Origin of the sequence: Bradyrhizobium sp. WBOS08, from assembly GCF_024585125.1 — a bacterium.
GTDB lineage: Bacteria > Pseudomonadota > Alphaproteobacteria > Rhizobiales > Xanthobacteraceae > Bradyrhizobium > Bradyrhizobium japonicum_B.
Genome location: NZ_CP028988.1, coordinates 6,224,264 through 6,249,115, shown reverse-complemented (window position 1 = coordinate 6,249,115; position 24,852 = coordinate 6,224,264). Strand labels below are relative to the sequence as shown.

Here is a 24,852-nt window from a genome sequence, read left to right as displayed (position 1 = left end):
ATGGCTCGCAGCATCCAGCTGCCTCACGACGGCCGTCTCCGGCTTCAGCCGGTCGCGCCGCGCCTTGCGCCCATGTTCTGCTTTGCGCTGCTGACGGCGTCATGCGCGCTGGCCAGCTTTGCGTTCGCCTGCGCAACGCCGTTCGCGGCCTTCGCCGTCGTGGCCGCGGCGATGCTGCCGCTGCGTCCGGCGCTGCTCGTCGTCACCGGCGCCTGGCTCGTGAACCAGACCATCGGTTTCGGCGTGCTGCATTATCCCGTTGACGCCGGCACGATCGCCTGGGGCTTGGTCATCGGTGTGGCTGCGTTGCTGTCGACCGCGGCCTCGTCGACGGTGCTCGGCCTGTTGCCCCGGCACCGCACACCGCTGCTGCTCGCGATCATGCTCGTCGTCGCCTATGGGATTTACGAGCTCGCGCTGCTCGCCCCAACGCCGTTCCTCGGCGGCGAGGGCGCCTTCACCGCCGAGATCGTGATGCGCATCGGCCTGACCAGCGCCGTTTGGCTCGCCGGCCTCGTCGCCGTCTGCGAGATCGTTCGCCTGGCCGATCCGTTCGGCCGCAAGGGCGCGACGTCGGCGTGAGTGCTTCTCGTAGCCCGGATGGAGCCAACGGGTCGGCGCGAAGCGCCGCCCGATGACAGGCTCCGCGCAATCCGGGGCCGCTCGCCCGGCATCTCGCATCGTCCCGGATTACGCCTGCGCTCCATCCGGGCTACGGCACCGTGCCTGTGTCGGCCTCTGTCAATCCCGCTCGTCAAAAATATTCCACTTTACCGAAATTCGGTTTTGACGTATGTGTCGTCCATCCCGGCTCAACCAAGAGGGGCGATCTCGAGGTCGTCTTGATCGCGAGCCGGGCTTGCGGTGGACGCGGCAGCGTCGGCACGAGAGGTGCGGGCAGGGCGGGTAGTCCCTGTGAGCCCGTGGCCGCGTGCGGACGAACGGCGCTGCTAGGCTTCGTCTCGCCTGTAAGTTTCCGGCTTCGTCGACGGGGCCCGGGAATACTGCGGGTGAAATGGCGGGCCGTGCGTACGGCAAAACCGTGTGGTCCTCGCCGTCGTTGCTACGGTCAAGCTTCCGCGGAGGTGCGAGCGAGCCCAACCGGGCAGACTGCATCATCCAATTCGCGGGGCGAGGGAGGCCAGAGGGAAAGTTCGGCTCCCAGGAGAGCACGGCATAAGCCGTCCGACCACCGCGCAGGGAAGGCCGAGTGATCGGCACCACCTGTATGCTGCTGTGCGGTTCTTCCTGCGTGTGCATTTTCGCGCAGCGGACCGCGGGTGCGTTGTCAGCACCCGGCCTTCCCTGCGCCCTCTTGGCTTTGAGGGTGGAGAGGCAAGCAAAGCTCGGGCGAAACGCGCCGCGAGGCTGATGAGGCATGTCTGTCACCACACACGCGCTGTCATCGCCCGCGAAAGCGGGCGATCCAGTATTCCAGAGACGCCAGAGATCAATCCGAGAAGCCGCGGCGTACTGGATTCCCCGCCTTCGCGGGGAATGACAGTGGTGATGGGAGGACTAGCTCGCTCTCGTGCCCCGGACGCAGCGCAGCGCTTTCCCCGGCGATGCGAAGCATCGTCCGGTGCGGTGCGCTGCAGAGCCGGGGCCCATGTCGCGGCATTGGACCGTGTCGCCCTCGGTCCCGGCTCTGCGCCGCAACGCTCGCGCGTTGCGGCTTGTCCGGGACACGGCGGAGCGATAGAGGCGACTCACTTTGTGTCTGTTTCTGTCATTCGGCGCCACGCTGGCGCGCTTCCGAGCTTTGAAATCTGAGGTTGTGTATTGCCTTCCTGGCGGGGTATCCAAGTATGCCAGCCCGTGTCTTCCCGGTAACGATTGTGCTGTCTACGCAACACTCATTCCGGATTTAACCGTCATCGCCGGTGGTTCGCATCACCGCCGCTTTTTGGCCACACCCGAACATGAATAAAATCACTCTAAGTTTTTGAAGGGCAGCGGCGGTCCCGAGGGCCGGAAAATCCCAAGGTCGATACAAATCTTGGCTCTGATTTTTCGGGTCTGAAAGGGTCGACCGGGGAAACTGGTTTGCGATGGGCGCGAAGTTCGACAAGCAGAAGCTGCCGAGCCGTCACGTGACGGAAGGCCCTGCGCGCGCGCCGCATCGGTCCTATTTCTACGCCATGGGTCTGACCACCGAGCAGATCCACCAGCCCTTCGTCGGCGTCGCGTCCTGCTGGAATGAAGCTGCGCCCTGCAACATCGCGCTGATGCGCCAGGCTCAGGCGGTGAAGAAGGGCGTGGCGTCGGCCGGCGGCACCCCGCGCGAGTTCTGCACCATCACCGTCACCGACGGCATCGCCATGGGGCACGACGGCATGCGCTCGTCGCTGCCGTCGCGCGAATGCATCGCCGATTCCGTCGAGCTCACCGTTCGCGGCCACGCCTATGACGCCCTGGTCGGCCTCGCCGGCTGCGACAAGTCGCTGCCCGGCATGATGATGGCGATGGTCCGCCTCAACGTGCCATCGATCTTCATCTATGGCGGCTCGATCCTGCCCGGCACGTTCCGTGGGCAGCAGGTCACCGTGCAGGACATGTTCGAGGCGGTCGGCAAGCACTCGGTCGGGGCCATGTCGGACGAGGACCTCGACGAGATCGAGCGCGTGGCGTGCCCCTCGGCGGGCGCCTGCGGCGCGCAGTTCACCGCCAACACCATGGCGACCGTCTCCGAGGCGATCGGCCTCGCTTTGCCTTACTCGGCCGGTGCCCCGGCACCGTATGAAATCCGCGACGCCTTCTGCATGACCGCGGGCGAGAAAATCATGGACCTGATCGCGTCCAACATCCGGCCGCGCGACATCGTCACCCGCAAGGCCCTGGAGAACGCAGCTGCCGTGGTCGCGGCCTCCGGCGGCTCTACCAATGCTGCGCTGCACCTACCGGCGATCGCGCACGAGTGCGGCATCAAGTTCGACTTATTCGACGTCGCCGAAATCTTCAAAAAGACACCATATGTCGCGGATTTGAAGCCGGGCGGCCGTTATGTCGCCAAAGACATGTTTGAAGTAGGTGGCATACCGCTTCTGATGAAGACGCTGCTCGACAACGGCTTCCTGCACGGTGATTGCCTTACCGTCACGGGCCGCACGATCGCCGAAAACCTCAAGAGCGTGAAGTGGAATCCGCACCAGGACGTGGTGCACCCGGCAGACAAGCCCATCACCGTGACAGGCGGTGTGGTCGGTCTGAAGGGCAATTTGGCGCCAGAAGGTGCGATCGTGAAAGTCGCGGGAATGTCCAACCTCAGGTTCACCGGTCCGGCCAGGTGCTTCGACCGTGAGGAGGACGCTTTCGAGGCGGTCCAGAACCGCACCTACCGCGAAGGCGAAGTCATCGTGATCCGCTACGAGGGGCCCAAGGGCGGCCCCGGCATGCGGGAAATGCTCCAAACCACCGCGGCGCTGACCGGCCAGGGCATGGGCGGCAAGATCGCGCTCATTACCGACGGCCGCTTCTCCGGCGCCACCCGCGGCTTCTGCATCGGCCATGTCGGCCCGGAAGCCGCCATCGGCGGCCCGATCGGGCTGCTCGAGGACGGCGACATCATCGAGATCGACGCGGTCAATGGGACCCTTAACGTAAAATTGAGCGACGCCGAGCTCGCTCAGCGCAAGACCAAATGGAGCGCTCGCGCGACTAACCACACGTCGGGTGCGCTCTGGAAGTATGCTCAGCAGGTTGGACCAGCGGTCGGGGGGGCAGTGACCCATCCGGGCGGCGCGCACGAGAAACAGTGCTATGCGGACATCTAGGCGTGCCATAGTTGCGTTTGTGTTGGGGGCTAGTGCGCTGGCCGCGCCGGCGCTTGCCTTCGACGGCGCCCCGGTCAACCCGAAGGACGCGACCATCCCGGTCGTGACCAACTTGCCGGGAACCGCGGCGACTGTGCGCGGCAAGATCGCGCCGGCCGCCGTGCCGCAGGAGACCTCGCTCAGTGCGCTGCAATATGCGGCGGAGGGCGGCCACCCCATCGCGCAGTGGAAGCTCGGCCGGATGTACGCCAACGGCGACGGCGTCGCCCAGGACGATCTGCGCGCCTTCGAATATTTCAGCCGGATCGCCAACGCGCATGCCGAGGACAGCCCGTCGGCGCCGCAGGCGCAGATCGTGGCCAACGCCTTCGTCGCACTCGGCCGGTACTATCTCAGCGGCATCCCGAACTCGAAGATCAAGTCGGATCCGGAGCGGGCGCGGGAGATGTTCTCCTATGCGGCGTCCTATTTCGGCAATGCCGACGCGCAATACGATCTTGCCCGGCTGTACCTGAAGACACCGGACGCCTCGCGCGAGGATTTCCGCTATGGCGCGCGCTGGCTCGGTCTCGCCGCGCAGAAGGGCCAGCACCAGGCGCAGGCGCTGCTCGGCCAGATGCTGTTCAACGGCGACCGTCTGCCGCGGCAGGCTGCCCGCGGCCTGATGTGGCTGACCCTGGCGCGTGACAGCGCCGGCACGGAAGAGACCTGGATCAAGGAAAGCTACAACCGCGCCTTCGCCAAGGCCTCCGACGACGACCGCGCCATGGCCCTGCAAATGCTGGAGCAATGGGTGCAGGGGCGCAGGGATTGACCTCTGGAGGCGGCTTTAAGCCGCCTCGAGATCGAGGTCCGCCCACACCGGCACGTGGTCCGACGGCTTCTCCCAGCCGCGCACATAGCTGTCGATGCCGACATTGGCGAGCCGGTCGCTGGCCTGCGGCGACAGCAGGAGATGGTCGATCCGCAGCCCCTGGTTTTTCTGCCAGGCCCCGGCCTGGTAGTCCCAGAAGGTGTACAGCCCGCCCTCGTCGGTGACCGCCCGCAAGGCGTCAGTGAGGCCGAGGCCGAGCAGGGACTGAAAGCTCTCCCGCGTCTCGGTCTTGAACAGGGCGTCCTCGGTCCAGGCAGCCGGATTGTGCACGTCGCGGGCGTGCGGGATGACGTTGAAGTCGCCGGCGAGGATCAGCGGCTCCTCGGTCTTGAGACGCTCCTTCGAATAGTCAAGAAGCCGGGACATCCACTTGAGCTTGTAGGGATATTTCTCGGTGCCGACCGGGTTGCCGTTGGGCAGATAGAGGCAGGCGATGCGCAGCACGCCCGATTTGAGCGTCACCACGCCTTCGAGGAAGCGGGCGTGGGCGTCCTCGTCGTCGCCGGCAAGCCCCGACTTGGTCTCGTCGAAGCGGAGCTTGGAGAGCAGGGCGACGCCGTTGAAGGTCTTCTGCCCGTGCGTGACCACGTTGTAGCCGAGCGCCTCGATCTCCAGCCGCGGAAAGGCCTCGTCGACGCATTTGATCTCCTGGAGGCAGACGATGTCCGGCTGGCACTCCCTCAGCCAGGTCAGCAGCAGGTCGATCCGCTGCCGGACCGAGTTCACGTTCCAGGTGGCAACTCTGATGGTCATGTCGGCGGGCTCCGGGCAGGGGCCATGGTTAGAACAAACTGCAAACGCGGCCGTCAAGGACGCCGCAAAATCTCCCACAAAATTAACCCGGCTTAAGCGGGCGGCAGGCCATTGATCGTCAACGGGTTCCTCGGATGGGCTGGCCGGACAAAGTCGATGAAGCGAGCTGCGCTGCGTGACGGCCTGATCGGCGCCTTCCTGTATTGGCTGGGCGGCTTCGAGATCGAGGACGGGCTGACCGCCGGTCTCAGCGAGCGCGAGATCGGCCGCATCCGCGCCAAGCAGATCGATGCGGTGACGCGGCTGATCCCGGTGACCATGGCGGTGACGATGCTGAACGTCGCCATCGTGCTGATCCTGTTCTGGGGCCGCGGCTGGAACGACTTCCTCGCGATCTGGGGTCTGACGCTCGCCACCACCGCCTCGCTCGCGGTGCGCTCCTGGCGGAAATCGCATCAAAACCCGCCGCAGGAGGCATCGCCGCGCGCCGCGCGGCAGATGCTGCGGCAGGCTTTTTTCCTCGCCGCGATCTGGGGCGCGCTGCCGCTCGCTCTGTTCAGCCGCATCGAGCCGACCAGCCAGCTGATCCTGGCCTGCCTGATGGTCGGGATGATGTCCGGCGGCGCCTTCACGCTCTCGACCTTCCCGCGCGCCGGCCTCGTCTATCTCGCCACCATGACGGTCGCTTGCGCCGGCGCGCTGCTGCTGTGCGGCACCGGGCCCTACCTGGTGACGGCGGTGTTCCTGCTGCTGTTCGCATTCTTCATGGCGCGCAACATCGTCTCGCAGGGCAATCTCTTCCTCGGCAATCTCAAGGCCCAGCTCGAGCTGGAGCGGCAGACCGAGATCATCTCGCTGCTGCTGAAGGATTTTCAGGCGAACGCCAGCGACTGGCTGTGGCAGACCGATGCCGAGGGGCGCCTGGTCGACGTGCCCGACCGCTTCGCCGACGTCGCGCAGGTGCCGCTGCCGCTGCTGAAGGGGTCGTATTTCGCCGACGTGCTCGACATGCTCTGCCCCGAGGACAAGAGCGCGGCCTACAACGTCGTCGGCCTGATGGAGCAGAACGAGCCGCTGCACGAGATGAACCTCAAGGTCGTCGCCGGCGGCGAGGCGCGGCTGTGGTCGCTGACGGCGAAGCCGGCCTATGACCGCGAGGGCCAGTTCCTCGGCTATCGCGGCTTCGGACGCGACGTGACCGAGCGCTGGCGCGCGGAAAAGGCCGAGGCCGAGAGCCGCGCCAAGTCCGACTTCCTCGCGGTGATGAGCCACGAGATCCGCACCCCCATGAACGGCGTGCTCGGGCTTGCCAGCATGCTGCTCGAGACCAAGCTCGATCCGGAGCAGCGCGAGGCGGTCACCACGATCCGTGAATCCGGCGACAATCTCCAGCGTATCCTCAACGACATTCTCGACTTGTCCAAGCTCGAGGCCGGTCGCTTCCAGTTCGAGGCGATCGATTTCACCCCGCAGATGCTGATCGAGACCGTCGCCAACGTCGCGCGCGCGAGCGTCAAGAGCAACGGCAAGAGCAAGGAATTGGCAATCAAGCTCGAGCTCGATCCGAACCTGCCGCCGACGCTGCGCGGCGACGTTGCGCGTATTCGCCAGGTGCTGCTCAACCTCGCATCGAACGCGGTGAAGTTCACCGACGAAGGCGAGGTGACGATCTCTGCGACCTGTCAGGCGCGCCGCGACCTGCTGGCGACCGTGGAATGGGCGGTGACCGACAGCGGCATCGGCATCGCCCCCGAAAAGCTCGGCCAGCTCTTCAGCGACTTCGCGCAGGCCGATGCCTCGATCAGCCGCCGCTTCGGCGGTACCGGCCTTGGCTTGGCGATCAGCAGGCGCATCATCGAGCAGATGGGCGGCACCATCGGCGTCACCTCGACGCCGGGGCAGGGCTCGACCTTCCGTTTCACGCTGGTGCTGCCCTGGAGCCAGGGGCAGGCATCCGACCAAACGCCGGAGCGCGACGAGGCCGACGTGCTCAAGGCCCGCATCGCCGGCCTCGATCGGCCGCTCAAGGTGCTGGTCGCGGAGGACGATGCCGTCAACCGCATGGTGGTGAGCAAGATGCTAGGGGCCTTCGACGTCGAGCTGCGGGTCGTCACCGATGGCGCCGAGGCCGTCGCGGCGACATCCGAGGGCAATTACGACGTCGTGCTGATGGATGTGCGCATGCCCGACATGGACGGGCTTGCCGCCACCCGTGCGATCCGCGCGCAGGGCGGGCGCTTCGCAAGCCTTCCGATCGTCGCGCTGACCGCGAACGCTTTCCCCGAGGATGTCAGGATCTGCCGCGAGGCCGGCATGTCGGACTTCCTCGCCAAGCCGCTGCGCAAGCCGGCGCTGGTCGCAGCCTTGTTGCGCGCGCTGGACGGCTACACGATGTCCGACGACGCGCCGCTCCAGCCGGACCTGATGCCGATGGAGACGGAGTGGACCGACGAGGAAAGACAGGCGACCGGCGCGTAGCCAGTCAGACCGAGAAGCTGGTGCCGCAGCCGCAGGACGCGGTGGCGTTCGGATTGTTGACGCGGAACGAGGCGCCGATCAGATCGTCGACGAAATCGACCTGCGATCCCGCCAGGAACGGCTGCGAGGCGGAATCGACCAGCACCACCGCATTGTCCTGCTCGATCACGAGATCGTCGTCGGTCCGCGCGCGGTCGATGTCGAATTTGTACTGGAAGCCCGAGCAGCCGCCGCCCTCGACCGAGATGCGCAGCATCGCGCCAGAGCCTTCGCCCTTGAGGATCTCCCCGATCCGGCGTGCGGCGCGGTCGCTGATGGTCACGGCAGTGGTCATTGTCGGTCTCCGATCGTCCGGTCGTCCCGCGTCATATCCATTTCATTTGGTATCCCGCGTCCGGCATAGTTAAGTGCAAGGATACGCAGAATCAAATGGATAGGGACTAAATTCGTCGTGTCCGTCGGAATGGCAGCTCCCCGCGCGCTCTATGCCTGCGATCCCGACCGCAGCCGCGGCCGGCTGGTCGCGGAGCCGCCGAGCCGGACCCGCAGCCCGTTCCGGCGGGATTGCGACCGCGTGATCCATTCCACCGCGTTCCGCCGCCTGAAGTACAAGACCCAGGTGTTCGTGTTCCACGAGGGGGACCATTACCGCACGAGGCTGACCCACTCGCTCGAGGTGGCGCAGATCGCCCGCGCGCTGGCCCGGCAGCTTGGCCTCGACGAGGACCTCACCGAAACCCTGGCCCTTGCCCACGATCTCGGTCATCCCCCGTTCGGCCATGCCGGGGAGCGGGCGCTGGATGCCTGCCTGAAGCAGTTCGGCGGCTTCGACCACAATGCCCAGACGCTCCGCGTCGTCGCTTCGCTGGAGCACCGCTATCCCGAGTTCGACGGGCTCAACCTGACCTGGGAGTCGCTGGAAGGCATCGTCAAGCACAACGGTCCGCTGACCGATCGCACCGGCGCGCCGGTCGGGCGCTATCGCGAGCACGGCATTCCCGTCGGCATCGCCGACTACGTCAGGACCTACGATCTCGAATTGTGGAGCTTCGCCTCGCTGGAGGCGCAGGTCGCCGCCATCGCCGACGACATCGCCTATGACGCCCACGACATCGACGATGGCCTGCGCGCCGGCCTGTTCCATCTCGACGATCTCAAGGTGATGCCGCTCACGGCCGAGATCATCGCCGAGACCTCCGCGCATTATCCTGACCTCGAAGACCTCAGGCGCGGCGCCGAACTGGTGCGCGAGCTGATCTCGCATCTGATCTGCGCGGTATTCGCGCAGGCACAGAACAACCTCGCTGCGGTGAAGCCGCAATCGGCCCAGGACGTCCGCCAGCAGAGCCGGGCCCTGGTCGCGTTCCCACCCGAGGTCGCGGAGGAAGAGGCCGCCATCAAGGCCTTCCTCTACCAGCACATGTACCGCCACAAGCGGGTGATGCGGGTGATGGGGGAGGCCGAGCAGATCCTGTTCGACCTGTTCGCGAAATACCTGCAATCCCCTGGCGAACTGCCGCCGGAATGGCTGCTCGGGGCCGAGGCGGACAATGAGGGCGACCGGGCGCGCCGGATCGGCAATTTCATTGCTGGAATGACCGACCGTTTCGCCCTGACCGAGCACCAGCGGCTCTTTGACTCGACCCCGGATTTGCGTTAGGCGGCGGCCATGCCCGACACATCCTCAGCCCTGCATTTGTTCGCCGACGTGCTCGCACGCGTGCACGCCGCCTGCCGCGCGCTTGCGAAGGACGCAGGCTGGCCCGAGGGCATCGATTTTGCGCGCGTTGTGGTCGAGCCGCCGCGCGATACCACCCATGGCGACATGGCGACCAACGCTGCGATGGTGCTGGCGAAAGAGGCAAAGGCAAAGCCGCGCGATCTCGCCGAGCAGATCGCCGAGCGGCTTCGGGGGGACGCGCTGATTGCCAAGGTCGACGTCGCCGGTCCCGGCTTCATCAATCTGACCTTGAGGCCGGCCGCCTGGGCCGAGGCGCTGCGGACGGTGCTGCGCGAGGCCGCCGATTACGGCCGCGTCCGCGGCGGCTCCAAGGTGAACGTCGAATACGTCTCGGCCAACCCGACCGGGCCGATGCACGTCGGCCATTGCCGCGGCGCCGTGTTCGGCGACGCGCTGGCGAGCCTGCTCCAGTTCGCCGGCCACGACGTCACGCGCGAATATTACATCAACGACGCCGGCGCCCAGGTCGACGTGCTCGCGCGCTCCGCCTTCCTGCGCTATCGCGAGGCGCTCGGCGAGGACATCGGCGCGATCCCGGAAGGGCTCTATCCCGGCGACTACCTCAAGCCGGTCGGACAGGCGCTTGCGACGGAGCACGGCGACAAGCTCCTCGCGATGAGCGAGGCCGGGTGGCTGCCGACGGTCCGCGCCAAGGCGATCGCGATGATGATGGACGAGATCAAGGACGATCTCGCCGCCCTCAACATCCGCCACGACGTGTTCTTCTCGGAGCGCTCGCTGATCGAGGGCGGCAACAACAGGGTTGCCGAGACCATCGACTTTCTCAAGGCCAAGGGCGACATCTACGAAGGCCGCCTGCCGCCGCCGAAGGGCGCCCCGGTCGAGGACTGGGAAGACCGCGAGCAATTGCTGTTCAAGGCCACCGCCTACGGCGACGATGTCGATCGTCCGCTGATCAAGTCGGATAGTTCCTACACCTACTTCGCCTCCGACATCGCCTACCACAAGAACAAGTTCGACCGTGGTTTTGCCGAGATGATCGACGTCTGGGGCGCCGATCATGGCGGCTACATCAAGCGCATGCAGGCGGCCGTGAAGGCGACGACGTCGGGCAAGGGCTCGCTCGACGTCAAGATCGTCCAGCTCGTCAAGCTGCTGCGCAATGGCGAGCCGGTCAAAATGTCGAAGCGGAGCGGGGACTTCGTCACCTTGCGTGAGGTGGTGGATGAAGTCGGTCAGGACGCCGTCCGTTTCATGATGCTCTATCGCAAGAACGACGCGGTGCTCGACTTCGACCTCGCCAAGGTCATGGAACAGTCGCGCGACAACCCGGTGTTCTACGTGCAGTACGGTCACGCCCGCGGCCACTCGATCTTTCGCAACGCGCGGGCCGAAGTGTTCCCGGAGCTTCCCGAGGCGACCGACGAACGAATCGCCTGGCTCAGTGAGTCGGCGGTGGAACGGTTATCGGATCCGGTCGAGCTTGAACTTCTCAAGCGCCTCGCAATATATCCTCGTATGCTCGAAGCCGCCGCAGCGGCCCACGAGCCGCACCGAATTGCCTTTTATCTCTATGATTTAGCCAGCGAATTTCATGCACTTTGGACGAAGGGGCGCGATTTGCCCTATTTACGCTTCATTATCAATAATGATGCAGTTCTAACAAAGGCGCGGCTGGCCATGGTCCAGGGCGTCGTCTCGGTTCTGGCATCGGGCCTCGCCATCCTCGGCGTCCATGCTCCGAACGAGATGCGGTAGTTTGGGGCGAACTACTTAAGAGGAATTCGGGGGTAACCGGCAGAAGCCGGATCGCTTAGACTTGGTTGAAAGCCTTGTGGGTCGAAAGCCGTGCCTTGGTCGAGGGGCGCGCGGCTTTCCCGAAGGGACGCATCATCACGATGGCCGAACGATATCAGGACAGACCGTTTCCTTCCGATGACTATGGTCGCGGTGGCGACCAGCATGGGAAGGCGGACAGCGATCCCTTGGCTGAGCTCGCCCGCCTGATCGGACAGACCGATCCTTTCGCCGCGCAGGCGCGGCCCGGTGCGCGTCCGCCGGCAGTATCTCCGCTCGCCCAGAGCTATCAGGACGACGATTACCGGCAGGACGATGATAGGCAAGACTATGCCGAGCCTGCGCCGCCCGGACCGCCCTCATGGATGCGGCGCGCCAATGTGCAGCCGCAGCCGGCACCCGCGGAGCCCGACTATCCGGTCACCGTCAATCCGGTTCATCCATTGCATCGCTATTCGGCCCCGCCCGCGGTGCCGGAGCCTGAACTTCGTCAGCCGCAAGCCTATCAAGATCACGCCTATCAGGATCACGCCCATCAGGGGCAGGCTTACCAGCCGCAGGATCAGGCCTACGAGCAGCAAGCGTATCAGCAGCCCGATCCGTCGCGCTACGACGACGCGCTCTATGGCCGGCTCGAGGCGGGCGAGCAGGACTATCAGCGTGAGCCGGCCTATCCGGACGATCCTTACGCGTACCAGAGCGAGTATCCGGAGGAGGAACTCGACGAGCCGAAGAAGCAGCGCGGCGGCATGATGACGGTCGCGGCCATTCTGGCGCTGGCCGTGGTCGGCACCGGCGCAGCCTTCGCCTACAAGACCTATATCGGCTCGTCCCGCAGCGGCGAGCCGCCGATCATCAAGGCGGACCACACCCCGACCAAGATCGTGCCTGCACCGACGGATTCCTCGGCCAAGGTGCCGGATCGCATGGCAATCGGCGATGGCACCGAGAAGATCGTGCCGCGCGAAGAGGCGCCGGTGGACGTCAACGCCAAGGCAGGCGGTCCCCGCGTGGTGTTCCCGCCGCTGAACCAGAATGCGAACCCGCCATCGGTCGCGAGCGTGTCGCCGTCCGCGGTGCCGCCGCCGGGCGCAAGCAACGGCACGCTGCCGAACAATTCGCCGCGTCCGATCAGGACCGTCGCCGTGAAGGGTGACCAGACCGACAGCGCCGCGCCGCAATCGGCCGCCGCCAAGCCCGCGGCTGCGCCGAAGCCTGTTGCCGCGCCCGCACCGGTCGCGCCGCGCAATCCGCCGACCTCGGCCAATGCCAGCGCCAATCAGCCGATGTCGCTGGCCCCGCAATCGGCGCCGGCCGCCGAGCCGCCGCAGCGGATGGCGGCGACCACTCCGACCCAGATCGCGCCCGCCGGCAGCGGCGGTGGCTACATCGTGCAGGTCTCCTCGCAGCAGAGTGAGGAAAGCGCCGCCGCGTCCTACCGTGTGCTGCAGAGCAAGTATGGCAGCGTGCTCGGCTCCCGCTCGCCGGTGATCAAGCGCGTCGACCTGACAGACAAGGGCAAGGGCGTCGTCTACCGCGCCTTCGCTGGTCCCTATGCCTCGGCGGAGGAGGCGACGCATGCCTGCAACAGCCTGAAGTCCGCCGGCCTGTCCGCCTGCTTCGTCCAGAGGAATTAACGGCCGTTTCCTTGACCCCCTCGCGGGTCAGGGTTAATCGGCCGTTATGAGCACGCGGGCTTTCATTAGCGGCGTATCCGGAACGGAACTGACCGCCGTCGAGCGGGAGTTTATCCGCGACCAGCGCCCATGGGGCTTCATCCTGTTCAAGCGCAATGTCGCCACGCCAGCTCAAGTCGCTGCTTTGGTTGCAGAATTGCGCGGTGCGGTCGGGGTTGCCGACGCGCCAGTCCTGATCGACCAGGAAGGCGGACGGGTGCAGCGGCTCGGTCCGCCGCACTGGCCGGTCTATCCGCCGGGCGCCGTGTTCTCGACCTTGTACGACACTGATTCGGCGCTTGGGCTCACCGCTGCGCGCCTCAGCGCCCGCCTGATCGCGGCTGATCTGGCCGATCTTGGCATTACCGTGGATTGCCTGCCGCTGGCCGACGTGCCGGTCGCGGGCGCCGACGCCGTCATCGGGAACCGGGCCTATGGCACCGAACCGGCCAAGGTCGCGGCGATCGCGCGCGCCGTTACCGAAGGGCTGGAGCAGGGTGGCGTTCTGCCGGTCCTCAAGCACATTCCCGGCCATGGCCGCGCCACTGCGGACACCCATTTCAAGCTGCCGACGGTGGATACACAGAGGGACGAGCTGGAACGGACCGACTTCGCGGCGTTCAAGCCGCTATCGGACCTGCCGATGGCCATGACTGCACATGTTGTGTTTAGCGCGGTCGACCCCGCCCATCCGGCGACGACATCTGCGACAATGATTGCTGACGTGATTCGCGGCGCAATCGGGTTCCAGGGTTTGTTGATGAGTGATGACGTGTCGATGAACGCGCTGTCGGGGACTATCGCCGAACGGACCCGCGCCATCTTCGCGGCCGGCTGCGATGTGGCCCTGCATTGCAACGGCAATATCGATGAGATGCGTGCGGTTGCCGATCAGACGCCAGTGCTGTCCGGCCGGGCGCTGGAGCGGGCGAATGCCGCCCTCGGCGCGCGCAAGACGCCGCAGCCGCTCGACCGCGAGGCCGCACGCGCAGAGCTGGACGCATTGATCGCACGGGCAAACACGGCATCCGCATGACCGCAGAAATTCTATCCTTCGAAACCGGGCGGCCCGCAGAGCTTGCCGAGGGTGAGCCGGCGTTGGTGGTGGACGTCGAGGGCTATGAGGGCCCGCTCGACCTGCTGCTCGCGCTGGCGCGGCAGCAGAAGGTCGATCTCGCCAAGATCTCGATCCTGGCGCTGGCCGACCAATATCTCCACTTCATCGAAGCCGCGCGAAAGATCCGGCTCGAGCTTGCCGCCGATTATCTCGTCATGGCCGCGTGGCTCGCCTTCCTGAAGTCGCGCCTGCTGCTGCCGGAGCCGCCGAGCGCGGAGGGCCCGAGCGCCGAGCAGATGGCGACCGCGCTCGCCAACCGCCTGCGCCGGCTGGAGGCCATTCGCGAAGCCGCCAACCGGCTGATGAACAGGCCGCAATTGCAGCGGGACATCTTCCCGCGCGGCGAGCCCGAGCAGATCGCCGAGATCAAGCATCCGAAATACACCGCGACGCTGTACGATCTGCTCACCGCCTATGCCTCGCAGCGCCAATCGCGCGTGCTGGCGAGCGTGCATCTGGCCAAGCGCACGGTGTGGTCGCTCGCCGAAGCGCGCGCCACGCTGGAGCGGCTGGTCGGCAGCCTCAACGAGCAGGACGATTGGGGCGTGCTGGACGATTTTCTGATCCGGCATGTCGCCGATCCCACCCAGCGCGCGACGGTGTTCGCCTCGAGCTTTGCCGCCGCCCTGGAACTGGTGCGCGAAGGTCAGCTGGAGCTGAATCAAAAAGAGGCGTTTGCGCCCATCTATTTCCGGAAGGGGCGCCCGAAACCGGTCCCGGACGCAGCTCCTGCGCCTGATGCGCCGGTCGCTTAAGTGCAAGAAGGAGAATCTGCCATGGCAAGCCTGGCTGAAGTGCGGGTAGAAGAGGCCGAGCCGATGGAGAACGAATCCCAGGCACGTCCCGAGGAATTGCGGCTGCTGGAAGCGCTGCTGTTCGCTTCGAGTGAACCGCTGGACACCGCGACGCTGGCCAAGCGCATGCCCGAGGGCGTCGACGTCAAGGCCGCACTGGAACAGCTCCAGGCCGACTATTCCTTGCGCGGGGTGAATCTCGTCCGCGTCGCCAACAAATGGACCTTCCGCACAGCCGGCGATCTCGCCTGGCTGATGACGCGGGAGAGCACCGAGACCCGGCGCCTGTCGCGCGCGGCGATCGAGGTGCTGGCGATCATCGCCTATCACCAACCTGTGACGCGCGCCGAGATCGAGGAGATCCGCGGCGTCGTCACCTCGAAGGGCACGCTCGACGTGCTGCTGGAGACCGGCTGGATCAAGCCGCGCGGCCGGCGCAAGACGCCCGGTCGTCCGCTGACCTTTGGAACCACCGAGGACTTCCTGTCGCAGTTCACCCTGGAACAGCTCGGCGATCTGCCGGGGCTCGAGGAGCTGAAAGGCACGGGCCTGCTGGATTCGCGCCTGCCGACCGGATTCAGCGTGCCGACACCGTCCGACGATCCGACGCTGCGCGAGGACGAGGATCCGCTGGAACCGGGCGACGAGCTCGATCTGGCGCTGGCGCCGGCGGTCGAGCCCGAGTCTGCGGAAACGACTGCGGAAACGACCGCGGAAGCCGGCAATGAGGAACACGGCGAGCCTGGTGACAAGGGCGGCGCCGAGGACTGACGTACCGTTCGCTTGCGGGCCCTGCGACCGGTTAACACTAGCAAGATTACGTAGCGCTCACAGCGAATTGGCGCTGCCTAGGTCCTTGTTTTTGCGACCTGCCGAGCCTAGGTTTCGGTGAAGATCGGCCGGGTCCCGGCCATGCGCGTTTGGAGGGTTGCAGGATGGGTTCACTCAGCATTTGGCACTGGATCCTGGTGATCGCAGTGGTCCTGCTGCTGTTCGGCCGCGGGAAGATTTCGGACCTGATGGGCGATGTGGCGCAGGGCATCAAGGCCTTCAAGAAGGGCATGCAGGACGACGACAAGTCCGCCGAGAAGCCCGAGCCGGCCAAGTCCATCGAGCACAATGGTGCTCCGACCGCGGCGCGGACCGACGTCGGCAGCAAGGCCGTCTGAGCCGAGAGCAGCACGCGAGACGTGGGTAGGGCGGCCCCGATCCTGCGCGCAAGGGATTGGGCCGGTTGCGGCTTCGCGTGAACGGAAGACCTCATGTTCGACATCGGGTGGAGTGAACTGGTCCTGATCGGGGTCGTGGCCCTGATCGCCATCGGCCCGAAAGAGCTGCCGGGCGTGCTGCGCATGGTCGGACAATGGATGGGCAAGGCGCGCAAGATGGCCGCCGAATTCCAGGGCCAGTTTCAGGAAGCGATGCGCGAGGCCGAGATGGCCGACCTCAAGAAGAGCTTTGACGAGGTCAAGGAAGCCGCCACCGGATTCAATCCGCTGACCTCGCTCCAGAAGGACGTCAGCGACGCACTGCGCGTCGATGCACTGGACAAGCCCGCAGAGACGTCCACGACGACTTCCGCTGAACAGTCGACGACTTCAAGCGAAGCGCCGGCGACTTCAAGCGAAGCGCCGGCAATGCCGACCACGCCGGAAGCGCCGACGCCCGCGACCTTCATGGAGGCCGAAGCGCATGCGGCAGCCGGCGAGCCGCTTGTGATCACCCGTGAGGTCGAGCAGGCAAAGGTGGCGCAGGACACCGCGCCTTCCGAAGCGATCAAGGACGCCAAAGCGTCATGACCGACGCCGATATCGAGGCCAGCAAAGCCCCGCTGATGGACCATCTGATCGAGCTGCGCTCGCGGCTGATCAAGGCGCTGCTCGGCTTCGGCATAGCATTCATCTTCTGCTTCTTCTTCGCCAAGCAGATCTACAACGTGCTGGTCTGGCCGTTCGTGTGGATCGCGGGCCCCGAGAATTCCAAGTTCATCTACACGGCGCTGCTGGAATATTTCATCACCCAGCTCAAGCTGGCGCTGTTCGGGGCCGGCTTCATCTCATTCCCGATCATCGCGACCCAGATCTACAAATTCGTCGCGCCCGGCCTCTACAAGCACGAGAAGCAGGCCTTCCTGCCGTATCTGGTGGCGACCCCGTTCTTCTTCGTGCTCGGCGCCGCGCTGGTCTATTTCGTGGTGCTGCCGATGCTGGTCCGCTTCTCGCTCGGCATGCAGCAGGCCGGCGGCGACGAGACCGCGCAGATCCAGCTGCTGCCCAAGGTCGGCGAATATCTGTCGCTGATGATGTCGCTGATCTTCGCCTTCGGAATCGCTTTCCAGCTTCCGGTGATCCTGACGCTGCTCGGCCGGATCGGCATCGTCAGCTCAAAAATGCTGCGCGAGAAGCGCCGCTATTTCATCGTCCTCGCCTTCGTGATCGCCGCCGTGCTGACGCCGCCCGACGTGCTCAGCCAGTGCTCCCTGGCGTTTCCGCTGATGGCGCTCTACGAGGGCTCGATCATCGCGGTCGCCATGGTGGAGAGAAAGGCCGCGGCAGCCGCGCAGGCCACCGGCACCGACGTGTCGACGCCGGCCAATCCGGCGGAGTAGGGGCGCTTTCGCTCTATCATCGCGCTGCTCGGCTCATGATTCGTCATGCCCGGGCTTGACCCGGGCATCCACGACTTGGTCTAAGGCGGCAGACACGTGGATGGTCGGGATAAACCCGGCCATGACGGGAAGACAGCCATGCACGACATCAAATCGATCCGCGATAATCCGCAAGCCTTTGACGCCGGCCTCTCACGGCGCGGTTTGAAGCCGATGTCGGGCTCGCTGCTGGCGATCGACGAGAAGCGCCGTGCTGCGATCCTCGCCTCCGAGCAGGCGCAGGCGCGGCGCAACGCGGCCTCCAAGGAGATCGGTGACGCCAAGAAGGCCAAGGACGAGGCGCGCGCCGCCAAGCTGATGGCCGAGGTCGCCGAGCTCAAGACCACGATGCCTGAGCTCGAAGCCGCCGCGAAGGCCGCCGACGACGAGCTGATGAAAGAACTGTCGGCGATCCCGAACCTTCCGTTCGACGAGGTGCCCGACGGTGTCGACGAGCACGGCAACGTGCAGCGCCATGTGTTCGGCAACAAGCGCAATTACAGCTTCACGCCGAAGCTGCATGATGATCTCGGCACCACGCTCGGCTGCATGGATTTCGAGGCGGCGGCCAAGCTCTCCGGCGCGCGCTTCGTTGTGCTGAAGAAGGGCCTCGCGCGGCTCGAACGTGCGATCGGCCAGTTCATGCTCGACCTGCACACCACCGAGCACGGCTACACCGAGATCAATCCGCCGCTGCTGGTGCGCAACGAAGTGATGTTCGGCACCGGACAATTGCCGAAATTCGAGGACGATCAGTTCTGGGCGGTCAAGGGCGAGCTTCTCGTTGCGCCCGATCAGGAGCGGCTGAGGACCGAGCGCCTCGGCCTCATTCCGACCGCCGAAGTCTCGCTCACCAACCTCGCGCGCGAATCCATCCTCGACGAGAAGCAATTGCCGATGCGGCTCACCGCGCTGACGCCTTGCTTCCGCGCGGAGGCGGGGGCTGCCGGGCGCGACACCCGCGGCATGATCCGCCAGCACCAGTTCACCAAGGTCGAGCTGGTCTCGATCACGACGCCGGAAGTGAGCAAGGACGAGCTGGAGCGGATGCTCTCCTGCGCCGAGCAGGTGCTGCAGAAGCTCGACCTGCATTATCGCGTGATGACGCTGTGCGCAGGGGACATGGGCTTCTCGGCGCAAAAAACCTATGACATCGAGGTCTGGATGCCCGGGCAGGGCGAGGGCGGCATGTTCCGCGAAATCTCCAGCTGCTCGGTCTGCGGCGACTTCCAGGCGCGGCGGATGGATGCGCGCTCGCGCGGGCCCGACGGCAAGCCGCGTTTCGTGCACACGCTGAACGGATCCGGCACCGCGGTCGGCCGCGCGCTGATCGCCGTGATGGAGACCTATCAGCAGGAGGACGGCTCGATTGCGGTCCCCGACGTGCTGCAGCCTTACATGGGCGGACTGAAACTAATCGCGCGCGAGTAGGTTGCGCGGAGCGGAGGGCCGGTTATCCTGCCGGCCCCTCGACAACGCGAACCCTCCGCTTCATGGCCTTGCACCGCGACATCTTCTGGGTCGGCCGACAATGGGCGGTGACGGGGGCCGGCATCCAGGCCGTCGATCAGCGCCTGCGCGGGGTGCTCGACATCGAGATCGCGCGGCTCTGGGACGACGATCTCGTGCAGAGCCGGCGGGCCAAGCCCGGCGTGAATGCTGCCGATTTCGACAAGGCGCTGACGGTGGCGCGCGAGCGCTTTCCGCAGGCGCCGGCGTCGGACCCGCTGGTCGCGCAGCTGAAGGCGCTCGGCGTGATCGAGACCCCCGTCGTGAGCCCGGCCGTACCGGCGATGCAGCTGCGGGCGGAAGGCCGGCTGGCGCGCTTCCTGCCGCAATGGCGCATCCGCCGCTGACAGGCCCCGGCCGGGAACCTGCCGCCGGACCGCAATCGCCCGGTTTGCCTGATCGCCCCCAGCCGGATAAGACGGCTCGAACCCCCTTTTCGGAATCGAACCTTTCGCATGCGCATTCTCTGCACCAATGACGACGGCATCCATGCCCCCGGCCTCAAGATCGTCGAGGAGATCGCGCGCGCGCTGTCCGACGACGTCTGGGTGGTGGCGCCCGAGCTCGACCAGTCCGGCGTGTCGCATTCGCTGTCGTTGAACGATCCGTTGCGCCTGCGCGAGGTCGGACCTCGGCATTTCGCCGTGCGCGGCACGCCGACCGACTGCGTCATCATGGGCGCGCGCCATATCCTCGGGCCCCAGCTGCCCGACGTCGTGCTGTCCGGGGTCAACAAGGGCCGCAACGTTGCCGAGGACGTGGTCTATTCCGGCACCATCGCCGGCGCGCTGGAGGGGACCATCCTGGGCCTACCCTCGTTCGCGCTGTCGCAGGAGTTCAGCCTCGAGACCCGCGAGCGCCCGCCGTGGGACACCGCGCGCAAGTTCGGGCCCGACATCGTACGCAAGGTGATCGCCGCCGGCGTGCCGAAGGACACCGTCATCAACGTCAACTTCCCGTCCTGCGCGCCGGAGGATGTGCTCGGCATCCGCGTCACCCGCCAGGGCAAGCGCAATCTCGGTTTCCTGCGGGTCGACGAGCGCAAGGACGGCCGCGGCAATCCCTATTTCTGGATTGGCTTCGAGCGCGCCGCGATGATGGACACGCCGGCAGACGGCACCGATCTGGCGGCGCTGCGCGAGCGCTACGTCTCGGTCACGCCGCTCCGGCTCGATCGCACCAATGAGGCGTTTTCGGAAGAGCTCAGCACGATGCTGAAATAGCGCCTATTCGCCGCGGAGCGCGGCTTCGATGGTCTTGCCGAGCGCGTCGAGCTGAAACGGCTTCTGGAGCGCCGGCCGGTCGCGGTACTGCTCGGGCAGGCCGGAGGAGCCGTAGCCGGTGGCGAAGATGAACGGGCAGCCCTTGGCCTGGATCACGTCGGCGACCGGCGAGATGACCTTGCCGTTGACGTTGACGTCGAGAATGGCGATGTCGAACTCGGTCGCCTGGGCGAGCCGCATGGCCTCGGTGATGTCGCCCGCCTCGGCTGCGACCTTGTAGCCGAGCTCCTCGAGCATATCCGCTACCATCATCCTGATCATCACCTCGTCCTCGACGAGGAATACAGAGCGGCCGGAAAGCCCTGTCGCGGTCATGGTTGAGTCCTTGCCCATTGCCAAAAACGTTCGCAGATAACGCGAATTGACGCAATGCGCGTTTCGACCAACGGATACCTGAAAATGGTCATCGCAGCTCGTCCGCGGCAATCCAATCTGTGGTTAAATGCTCACTAGGAAGGCTATCATGAGTTCCTGAGCAGGAACATGGATTCTCCTGCCCGGGCTTGAGCCCGCCGGGCCGGCCAAGACAGTACAAGCAGGCAATGACCCCCCATCAGCACCCGCCGGAAAAGATGATGTTTCAGCTCACGCTGAGGCGTCGGGGCATCAGCGATCAGGCGGTGCTGCGAACCATGGAGGAGGTGCCGCGCGAGCAATTTGTCGACGAGGCCGATCGCGACGGCGCCTACCGGGACAGCGCGCTGCCGATCGCCTGCGGCCAGACCATCAGCCAGCCTTTCGTCGTGGCCTACATGACCGAGCAGCTGCAGCTGCAGAAGCAGCACCGGGTGCTCGAGATCGGCACCGGTTCCGGCTATCAGGCCGCGGTGCTGTCGCGGCTCGCCGGCCAGGTCCTGACGGTCGAGCGCTATCGCAGGCTTGCGGACGCGGCGCGCGCCCGGCTCGAAAAGCTCGGCTGTCACAATGTCGAGGTGATGCTTGGCGACGGCCTCAACCTGCCGCCCAATATCGGCCCGTTCGATCGCATCATCGTCACCGCCGCGATGGAGCAGATTCCGGAGAATCTGGTCGAGCGGCTCGAGGTCGGCGGCATCCTGATCGCGCCGGTCGGCCCGCATCAGGGCGTGCAGACCCTGACCCGCCTGACCCGGACCGAGACGGGGATCGAGCGCAAGGAACTCGTCGAGGTCCGTTTCGTGCCGGCACTGCCCGGGGTGGCGCGGGAGCTGTAGATTTCCGGATCGGCTGTGCCGCCAACATCTTATTGGGAGGGTTAAGCCGTTATTTACTCGGCGCGTGTTTACTTAAAACACCAGTTCTGTTGCGTACGAGTGAGTAACCATGTCCGCTGTCGCCGAGTTGCTTTACTCGCGCCGCGTACCGCAGGTCGCGGTGCTGGCGCTGATTTCCTTCAGCTTCGCAGGGTGCAGCGCCGACATGTCGTCGCGACTGTCCCAGTCGAATTTCTCCAATCCCTTCTCCTCCGAAGCGACCGGTACGGTGCAGCAGGCCCCGCCGCCGCAGCGCGAGCTGCCGCAATATGCGCGGCCGCAGACCCAGGCCGGCGCCTATCAGTCGCAGCCCTTGCCGCCGCCGGCGGTCTCCGCCCCGCAATCCTATCCCGTGGCGGCAGGTGGCGGGGTGTCCGGAGGCGGGCGTGGCGTCAGCTCCTACGCGCCGCCGGCGCAGCCGCATCTGGAGACCACGGCCACCGTGCCGCCGCGCTCGGTCGCAGCTGCCCAGCCGGCCGGCGGGACCAAGATCATCGTCGGCACCAGCGATACGCTCGAGGTGCTCGCCAAGCGCTATCGCGTCACGCCGCAGGCGATCCTGGCCGCCAACGGCTACAAGGGCCCGCGCGCGCTGTCGCCCGGCCAGCAGCTGATCATTCCGCATCCGGCGACGGCCGCTGCGCCGGCGCCTGCGTCAACTCCGGTCGCGGCAGCTCCCGCCGCGAAGCCGGTTGCCGTCATGGCGGCGCCGCCGAGCACGCACTTCGTCAATCGCGGCGACACGCTCGCCAGCATTGCCCGCAAGAACCATATCTCGTCGGCTGAGCTTGCCCGTGCCAACGGTCTTGATCCGTCGGCCAAGCTGAAGCTCGGCACCAAGCTGACCGTGCCCGGCGCAAAGACCGCCGCCCTCGCGGCGCCGGTTGCCGCAGCTCCTGTCACGGCGGGTCCGGTTGCGGGGACGCTGCAGCCCGTTGCAGCCGCTTCCGCGCCCGCCACCAAGATGGCCGCGGCCGGCGCGCCCGTGCAGAGCGCGCGCCTCGCCCAGGCCACCACCAATGTCGAAGAGAAGCCCGCCGAGACCCCGGCGAAGGCTGCGGAGACCACCAGCGCGCTGCCGACCTTCCGCTGGCCGGTGCGCGGCAAGGTGGTCACGAGCTACGGCGCCAAGACCAACGGCAAGTCCAACGACGGCATCAATGTCGCGGTGCCCGAGGGGACGCCGGTCAAGGCGGCGGAAGACGGCGTCGTCGCTTATTCCGGCAACGAGCTGAAAGGTTACGGCAATCTGGTCCTGGTTCGGCACTCCAATGGCTACGTCACCGCATATGCCCATGCGAGTGAGCTGTTGGTGAAGCGCGGCGACACCATCAAGCGCGGTCAGGTCATTGCCAAGTCGGGTCAATCCGGGGAGGTGGCGTCGCCGCAGCTCCACTTTGAGATCCGCAAGGGATCGAGCCCGGTTGACCCGCTTCAATTCCTGAACGGGGCGTGAGGCCTACGCAGAGTAGGGCACGCAATCACAACAAGCGCACTGTCATCGCCCGGCTTGGACCGGGCGATCCGGTATTTCAGAGACAGTCATTGTTGAGCCGATAAGCCGCGGCGTACTGGATTCCCGGCCTGCGCGGGGAATGACAGAGCCAGGCACGGCGACGGCTTCTGCTACTTCGCCGTCAGCTTCACGCCGAGCCGGCCCGCCAACTCCTGCACGAATTGCCAGGCGACGCGGCCCGAGCGTGAGCCGCGGGTGGTCGACCATTCCAGCGCCTCGCGCTCCAGCGCCTCGTCGTCGACCTTGACGCCGAAATGGCTGCAATAGCCGCGCACCATGGCGAGGTATTCATCCTGGCTGCAACGGTGGAAGCCGAGCCAGAGGCCGAAGCGATCGGACAGCGACACCTTCTCCTCGACGGCTTCGCCGGGATTGATCGCGGTCGAACGCTCGTTTTCGATCATGTCGCGCGCCAGCAGATGACGGCGGTTGGAGGTGGCGTAGAGGACGACGTTCTCGGGCCGGCCCTCGATGCCGCCTTCGAGCACGGCCTTGAGCGATTTGTAGGACGCGTCATTGCCGTCGAAGGAGAGGTCGTCGATGAACACGATGAAGCGGAAGCTGGCGTCGCGGAGCTTCTCCATCAACATCGGCAGCGTTTCGATGTCCTCGCGGTGGATCTCGATCAGCTTCAGCCGCTCAGCCAGCTTGCGGTCCGCATTGATGCTGGCATGCGCGGCCTTCACCAGCGACGATTTGCCCATGCCGCGTGCGCCCCAGAGCAGGGCGTTGTTGGCGGGCAGGCCCCCCGCGAACCGCTCGGTGTTCTCCATCAGGATGTCGCGCATCCGGTCGATGCCCTTGAGCAGGAACAGCTCGACGCGGCTGACCCGCGGCACGGGCGCGAGGCGGCCGTCGGGGTGCCAGACATAGGCATCGGCCCGGTCGAACGACTCGGCGGAGACGGCCGGCTTGGCCTGGGCGCAGAGGTGCGCCGCAATGGTCTCCAGCGCGCGGACGATGCGCTCCTGGGACAGGTTGGGGGCTGCCTCGCGAGGGGCTTTGACGGTCCTCTTGGGACTGCCCTTGGGGCGATTTGCCGCGACGCGGGCCGGCTTTCCGGCAGGGGTGCGGGGGCCTTTGCCGGCCGGGCTTTTGCTGGGGTTTTTGGGCATGTCCGAAGTTCCTGAGAACGCAGCCTTATCGGGCCTGAAGGGCCGCCGCAAGGTGGCTAAAAGGGCGGTCTGGCAGCGTTGCAATTGGGGCAATGGCCGCTATAGTCCGCGCGAATTTGACCGAACCGGTTGCCTTTGAAGGCCTGACCGGTTTTCCCCCGTTTCTCACGAGGATCGTCCGAATGCTGATTACCCCTGCGTATGCCCAGGCCGCGGGCGCCGGTGACACCAACAGCATGTTGATGTCGCTGCTGCCGTTCGCCCTGATCTTCGTGATCATGTACTTCCTGATTCTGCGTCCGCAGCAGAAGAAGGTCCGCGAGCACGCCGACCTCGTTAAGAACATCCGCCGCGGCGACACCGTCGTGACCTCGGGCGGCCTCGTCGGCAAGGTCACCAAGGTCGTCGACGACGACCAGATCGAGTTCGAGATTTCCGACGGCGTGCGGGTGCGGCAGATGCGCCAGATGATATCCGGCGTGCGCGCCAAGGGCGAGCCGGCGAAGGAATCCAAGGACAGCGCGAAGGACGCCGTCAAGGATAGTGCCAAGGACGACGCCGCGTCGAAGTGAACGCGTTCGCGAGC

The 24,852-nt window shown here is 65.9% G+C and carries 23 protein-coding genes; 19 read left to right on the top strand and 4 right to left on the bottom strand.

The window, feature by feature from the left end; all coding sequences use genetic code 11:
* The 3 genes from DCM80_RS29470 (at position 1) to DCM80_RS29460 (ending at position 4,587) form a co-directional block, all read left to right on the top strand.
* Complete coding sequence (locus tag DCM80_RS29470) at positions 1–582, top strand: hypothetical protein (protein ID WP_257198087.1); 582 nt, start codon at positions 1–3, stop codon at positions 580–582.
* A 1,469-nt stretch (positions 583–2,051) separates the two neighbouring features.
* Positions 2,052–3,773 (top strand): dihydroxy-acid dehydratase, encoded by a 1,722-nt coding sequence (ilvD, locus tag DCM80_RS29465; RefSeq protein WP_257194899.1) that lies wholly within the window; start codon positions 2,052–2,054, stop codon positions 3,771–3,773.
* The gene (locus DCM80_RS29460; RefSeq protein WP_257194898.1) at positions 3,760–4,587 is read left to right on the top strand and encodes a tetratricopeptide repeat protein; all 828 of its coding nucleotides are present in this window, start codon (positions 3,760–3,762) and stop codon (positions 4,585–4,587) included. The genes ilvD and DCM80_RS29460 overlap by 14 nt, the downstream gene beginning before the upstream one ends.
* A 15-nt stretch (positions 4,588–4,602) precedes the next feature.
* Here DCM80_RS29460 and xth read toward each other — a convergent pair whose 3' ends face one another.
* A complete protein-coding gene (xth, locus tag DCM80_RS29455) occupies positions 4,603–5,400 on the bottom strand; it encodes an exodeoxyribonuclease III (RefSeq protein ID WP_257194897.1) in 798 nt (265 codons plus the stop codon).
* A gap of 156 nt (positions 5,401–5,556) precedes the next feature.
* Between xth and DCM80_RS29450 the strand changes: the two genes are divergently transcribed.
* The gene (locus DCM80_RS29450) at positions 5,557–7,878 is read left to right on the top strand and encodes an ATP-binding protein (RefSeq protein WP_257194896.1); all 2,322 of its coding nucleotides are present in this window, start codon (positions 5,557–5,559) and stop codon (positions 7,876–7,878) included.
* A gap of 4 nt (positions 7,879–7,882) precedes the next feature.
* Here DCM80_RS29450 and erpA read toward each other — a convergent pair whose 3' ends face one another.
* Positions 7,883–8,212: an iron-sulfur cluster insertion protein ErpA gene (erpA, locus tag DCM80_RS29445; protein ID WP_024342679.1), complete on the bottom strand. Its 330-nt coding sequence runs from the start codon at positions 8,210–8,212 to the stop codon at positions 7,883–7,885.
* A gap of 129 nt (positions 8,213–8,341) precedes the next feature.
* Here erpA and DCM80_RS29440 point away from each other — a divergent pair, with 129 nt between their 5' ends.
* The 12 genes from DCM80_RS29440 (at position 8,342) to surE (ending at position 20,343) form a co-directional block, all read left to right on the top strand.
* Complete coding sequence (locus DCM80_RS29440; RefSeq protein WP_257194895.1) at positions 8,342–9,538, top strand: deoxyguanosinetriphosphate triphosphohydrolase; 1,197 nt, start codon at positions 8,342–8,344, stop codon at positions 9,536–9,538.
* A 9-nt stretch (positions 9,539–9,547) separates the two neighbouring features.
* Positions 9,548–11,338, top strand: coding sequence for an arginine--tRNA ligase (argS, locus tag DCM80_RS29435; protein ID WP_257194894.1), 1,791 nt, complete (start codon positions 9,548–9,550; stop codon positions 11,336–11,338).
* 140 nt (positions 11,339–11,478) lie between these two features.
* Complete coding sequence (locus tag DCM80_RS29430) at positions 11,479–13,014, top strand: SPOR domain-containing protein (RefSeq protein WP_257194893.1); 1,536 nt, start codon at positions 11,479–11,481, stop codon at positions 13,012–13,014.
* Positions 13,015–13,060: 46 nt separating this feature from the next.
* Complete coding sequence (gene nagZ, locus DCM80_RS29425) at positions 13,061–14,089, top strand: beta-N-acetylhexosaminidase (protein ID WP_257194892.1); 1,029 nt, start codon at positions 13,061–13,063, stop codon at positions 14,087–14,089.
* Complete coding sequence (locus DCM80_RS29420; protein ID WP_028136235.1) at positions 14,086–14,925, top strand: ScpA family protein; 840 nt, start codon at positions 14,086–14,088, stop codon at positions 14,923–14,925. The genes nagZ and DCM80_RS29420 overlap by 4 nt, the downstream gene beginning before the upstream one ends.
* Before the next feature lie 21 nt (positions 14,926–14,946).
* Positions 14,947–15,735, top strand: coding sequence for an SMC-Scp complex subunit ScpB (gene scpB, locus DCM80_RS29415; RefSeq protein WP_257194891.1), 789 nt, complete (start codon positions 14,947–14,949; stop codon positions 15,733–15,735).
* A gap of 164 nt (positions 15,736–15,899) precedes the next feature.
* The gene (locus DCM80_RS29410) at positions 15,900–16,133 is read left to right on the top strand and encodes a twin-arginine translocase TatA/TatE family subunit (RefSeq protein WP_028136237.1); all 234 of its coding nucleotides are present in this window, start codon (positions 15,900–15,902) and stop codon (positions 16,131–16,133) included.
* Positions 16,134–16,226: 93 nt separating this feature from the next.
* Entirely contained in the window at positions 16,227–16,763 is a 537-nt protein-coding gene (gene tatB, locus DCM80_RS29405) for a Sec-independent protein translocase protein TatB (protein ID WP_257194890.1), read from the top strand.
* Positions 16,760–17,572, top strand: coding sequence for a twin-arginine translocase subunit TatC (tatC, locus tag DCM80_RS29400; RefSeq protein WP_257194889.1), 813 nt, complete (start codon positions 16,760–16,762; stop codon positions 17,570–17,572). The genes tatB and tatC overlap by 4 nt, the downstream gene beginning before the upstream one ends.
* A gap of 138 nt (positions 17,573–17,710) precedes the next feature.
* A complete protein-coding gene (serS, locus tag DCM80_RS29395; protein WP_257194888.1) occupies positions 17,711–19,042 on the top strand; it encodes a serine--tRNA ligase in 1,332 nt (443 codons plus the stop codon).
* A 62-nt stretch (positions 19,043–19,104) separates the two neighbouring features.
* Positions 19,105–19,467 (top strand): hypothetical protein, encoded by a 363-nt coding sequence (locus tag DCM80_RS29390; protein WP_257194887.1) that lies wholly within the window; start codon positions 19,105–19,107, stop codon positions 19,465–19,467.
* A 108-nt stretch (positions 19,468–19,575) separates the two neighbouring features.
* Positions 19,576–20,343, top strand: coding sequence for a 5'/3'-nucleotidase SurE (surE, locus tag DCM80_RS29385; protein WP_257194886.1), 768 nt, complete (start codon positions 19,576–19,578; stop codon positions 20,341–20,343).
* Between the two features lie 3 nt (positions 20,344–20,346).
* On the opposite strand, the gene DCM80_RS29380 is transcribed toward surE, so the two are convergent.
* Positions 20,347–20,718 carry a response regulator gene (locus tag DCM80_RS29380; protein ID WP_028136243.1) on the bottom strand — a complete coding sequence of 124 codons (372 nt, stop codon included), beginning with the start codon at positions 20,716–20,718 and terminating at the stop codon, positions 20,347–20,349.
* A 227-nt stretch (positions 20,719–20,945) separates the two neighbouring features.
* On the opposite strand from DCM80_RS29380, the gene DCM80_RS29375 reads away from it, so the two are divergent.
* Entirely contained in the window at positions 20,946–21,596 is a 651-nt protein-coding gene (locus DCM80_RS29375) for a protein-L-isoaspartate(D-aspartate) O-methyltransferase (RefSeq protein WP_257194885.1), read from the top strand.
* A gap of 109 nt (positions 21,597–21,705) precedes the next feature.
* Complete coding sequence (locus DCM80_RS29370; RefSeq protein WP_257194884.1) at positions 21,706–23,091, top strand: LysM peptidoglycan-binding domain-containing M23 family metallopeptidase; 1,386 nt, start codon at positions 21,706–21,708, stop codon at positions 23,089–23,091.
* A gap of 170 nt (positions 23,092–23,261) precedes the next feature.
* Here the strand turns inward: DCM80_RS29370 and DCM80_RS29365 are convergent, their stop codons facing one another.
* Positions 23,262–24,266, bottom strand: a complete 1,005-nt coding sequence (locus DCM80_RS29365; protein WP_257194883.1) for an ATP-binding protein — start codon at positions 24,264–24,266, stop codon at positions 23,262–23,264.
* A gap of 182 nt (positions 24,267–24,448) precedes the next feature.
* On the opposite strand from DCM80_RS29365, the gene yajC reads away from it, so the two are divergent.
* Positions 24,449–24,838 (top strand): preprotein translocase subunit YajC, encoded by a 390-nt coding sequence (gene yajC / locus DCM80_RS29360; protein ID WP_257194882.1) that lies wholly within the window; start codon positions 24,449–24,451, stop codon positions 24,836–24,838.
* The last annotated feature ends 14 nt before the right edge of the window (positions 24,839–24,852 follow it).

Bases quoted from the DNA above. Each gene is read 5' to 3' on its own strand.
- nagZ (WP_257194892.1), top strand. From the start codon at position 13,061: ATGAGCACGCGGGCTTTCATTAGCGGCGTATCCGGAACGGAACTGACC.
- surE (WP_257194886.1), top strand. From the start codon at position 19,576: ATGCGCATTCTCTGCACCAATGACGACGGCATCCATGCCCCCGGCCTC.
- scpB (WP_257194891.1), top strand. From the start codon at position 14,947: ATGGCAAGCCTGGCTGAAGTGCGGGTAGAAGAGGCCGAGCCGATGGAG.
- DCM80_RS29450 (WP_257194896.1), top strand. From the start codon at position 5,557: ATGAAGCGAGCTGCGCTGCGTGACGGCCTGATCGGCGCCTTCCTGTAT.
- DCM80_RS29370 (WP_257194884.1), top strand. From the start codon at position 21,706: ATGTCCGCTGTCGCCGAGTTGCTTTACTCGCGCCGCGTACCGCAGGTC.
- erpA (WP_024342679.1), bottom strand. From the start codon at position 8,212: ATGACCACTGCCGTGACCATCAGCGACCGCGCCGCACGCCGGATCGGG.
- tatB (WP_257194890.1), top strand. From the start codon at position 16,227: ATGTTCGACATCGGGTGGAGTGAACTGGTCCTGATCGGGGTCGTGGCC.
- DCM80_RS29430 (WP_257194893.1), top strand. From the start codon at position 11,479: ATGGCCGAACGATATCAGGACAGACCGTTTCCTTCCGATGACTATGGT.
- DCM80_RS29420 (WP_028136235.1), top strand. From the start codon at position 14,086: ATGACCGCAGAAATTCTATCCTTCGAAACCGGGCGGCCCGCAGAGCTT.
- DCM80_RS29375 (WP_257194885.1), top strand. From the start codon at position 20,946: ATGACCCCCCATCAGCACCCGCCGGAAAAGATGATGTTTCAGCTCACG.
- DCM80_RS29365 (WP_257194883.1), bottom strand. From the start codon at position 24,266: ATGCCCAAAAACCCCAGCAAAAGCCCGGCCGGCAAAGGCCCCCGCACC.
- ilvD (WP_257194899.1), top strand. From the start codon at position 2,052: ATGGGCGCGAAGTTCGACAAGCAGAAGCTGCCGAGCCGTCACGTGACG.
- DCM80_RS29470 (WP_257198087.1), top strand. From the start codon at position 1: ATGGCTCGCAGCATCCAGCTGCCTCACGACGGCCGTCTCCGGCTTCAG.
- argS (WP_257194894.1), top strand. From the start codon at position 9,548: ATGCCCGACACATCCTCAGCCCTGCATTTGTTCGCCGACGTGCTCGCA.
- DCM80_RS29410 (WP_028136237.1), top strand. From the start codon at position 15,900: ATGGGTTCACTCAGCATTTGGCACTGGATCCTGGTGATCGCAGTGGTC.
- DCM80_RS29440 (WP_257194895.1), top strand. From the start codon at position 8,342: ATGGCAGCTCCCCGCGCGCTCTATGCCTGCGATCCCGACCGCAGCCGC.
- tatC (WP_257194889.1), top strand. From the start codon at position 16,760: ATGACCGACGCCGATATCGAGGCCAGCAAAGCCCCGCTGATGGACCAT.
- DCM80_RS29390 (WP_257194887.1), top strand. From the start codon at position 19,105: ATGGCCTTGCACCGCGACATCTTCTGGGTCGGCCGACAATGGGCGGTG.
- xth (WP_257194897.1), bottom strand. From the start codon at position 5,400: ATGACCATCAGAGTTGCCACCTGGAACGTGAACTCGGTCCGGCAGCGG.
- yajC (WP_257194882.1), top strand. From the start codon at position 24,449: ATGCTGATTACCCCTGCGTATGCCCAGGCCGCGGGCGCCGGTGACACC.
- DCM80_RS29460 (WP_257194898.1), top strand. From the start codon at position 3,760: ATGCGGACATCTAGGCGTGCCATAGTTGCGTTTGTGTTGGGGGCTAGT.
- serS (WP_257194888.1), top strand. From the start codon at position 17,711: ATGCACGACATCAAATCGATCCGCGATAATCCGCAAGCCTTTGACGCC.
- DCM80_RS29380 (WP_028136243.1), bottom strand. From the start codon at position 20,718: ATGACCGCGACAGGGCTTTCCGGCCGCTCTGTATTCCTCGTCGAGGAC.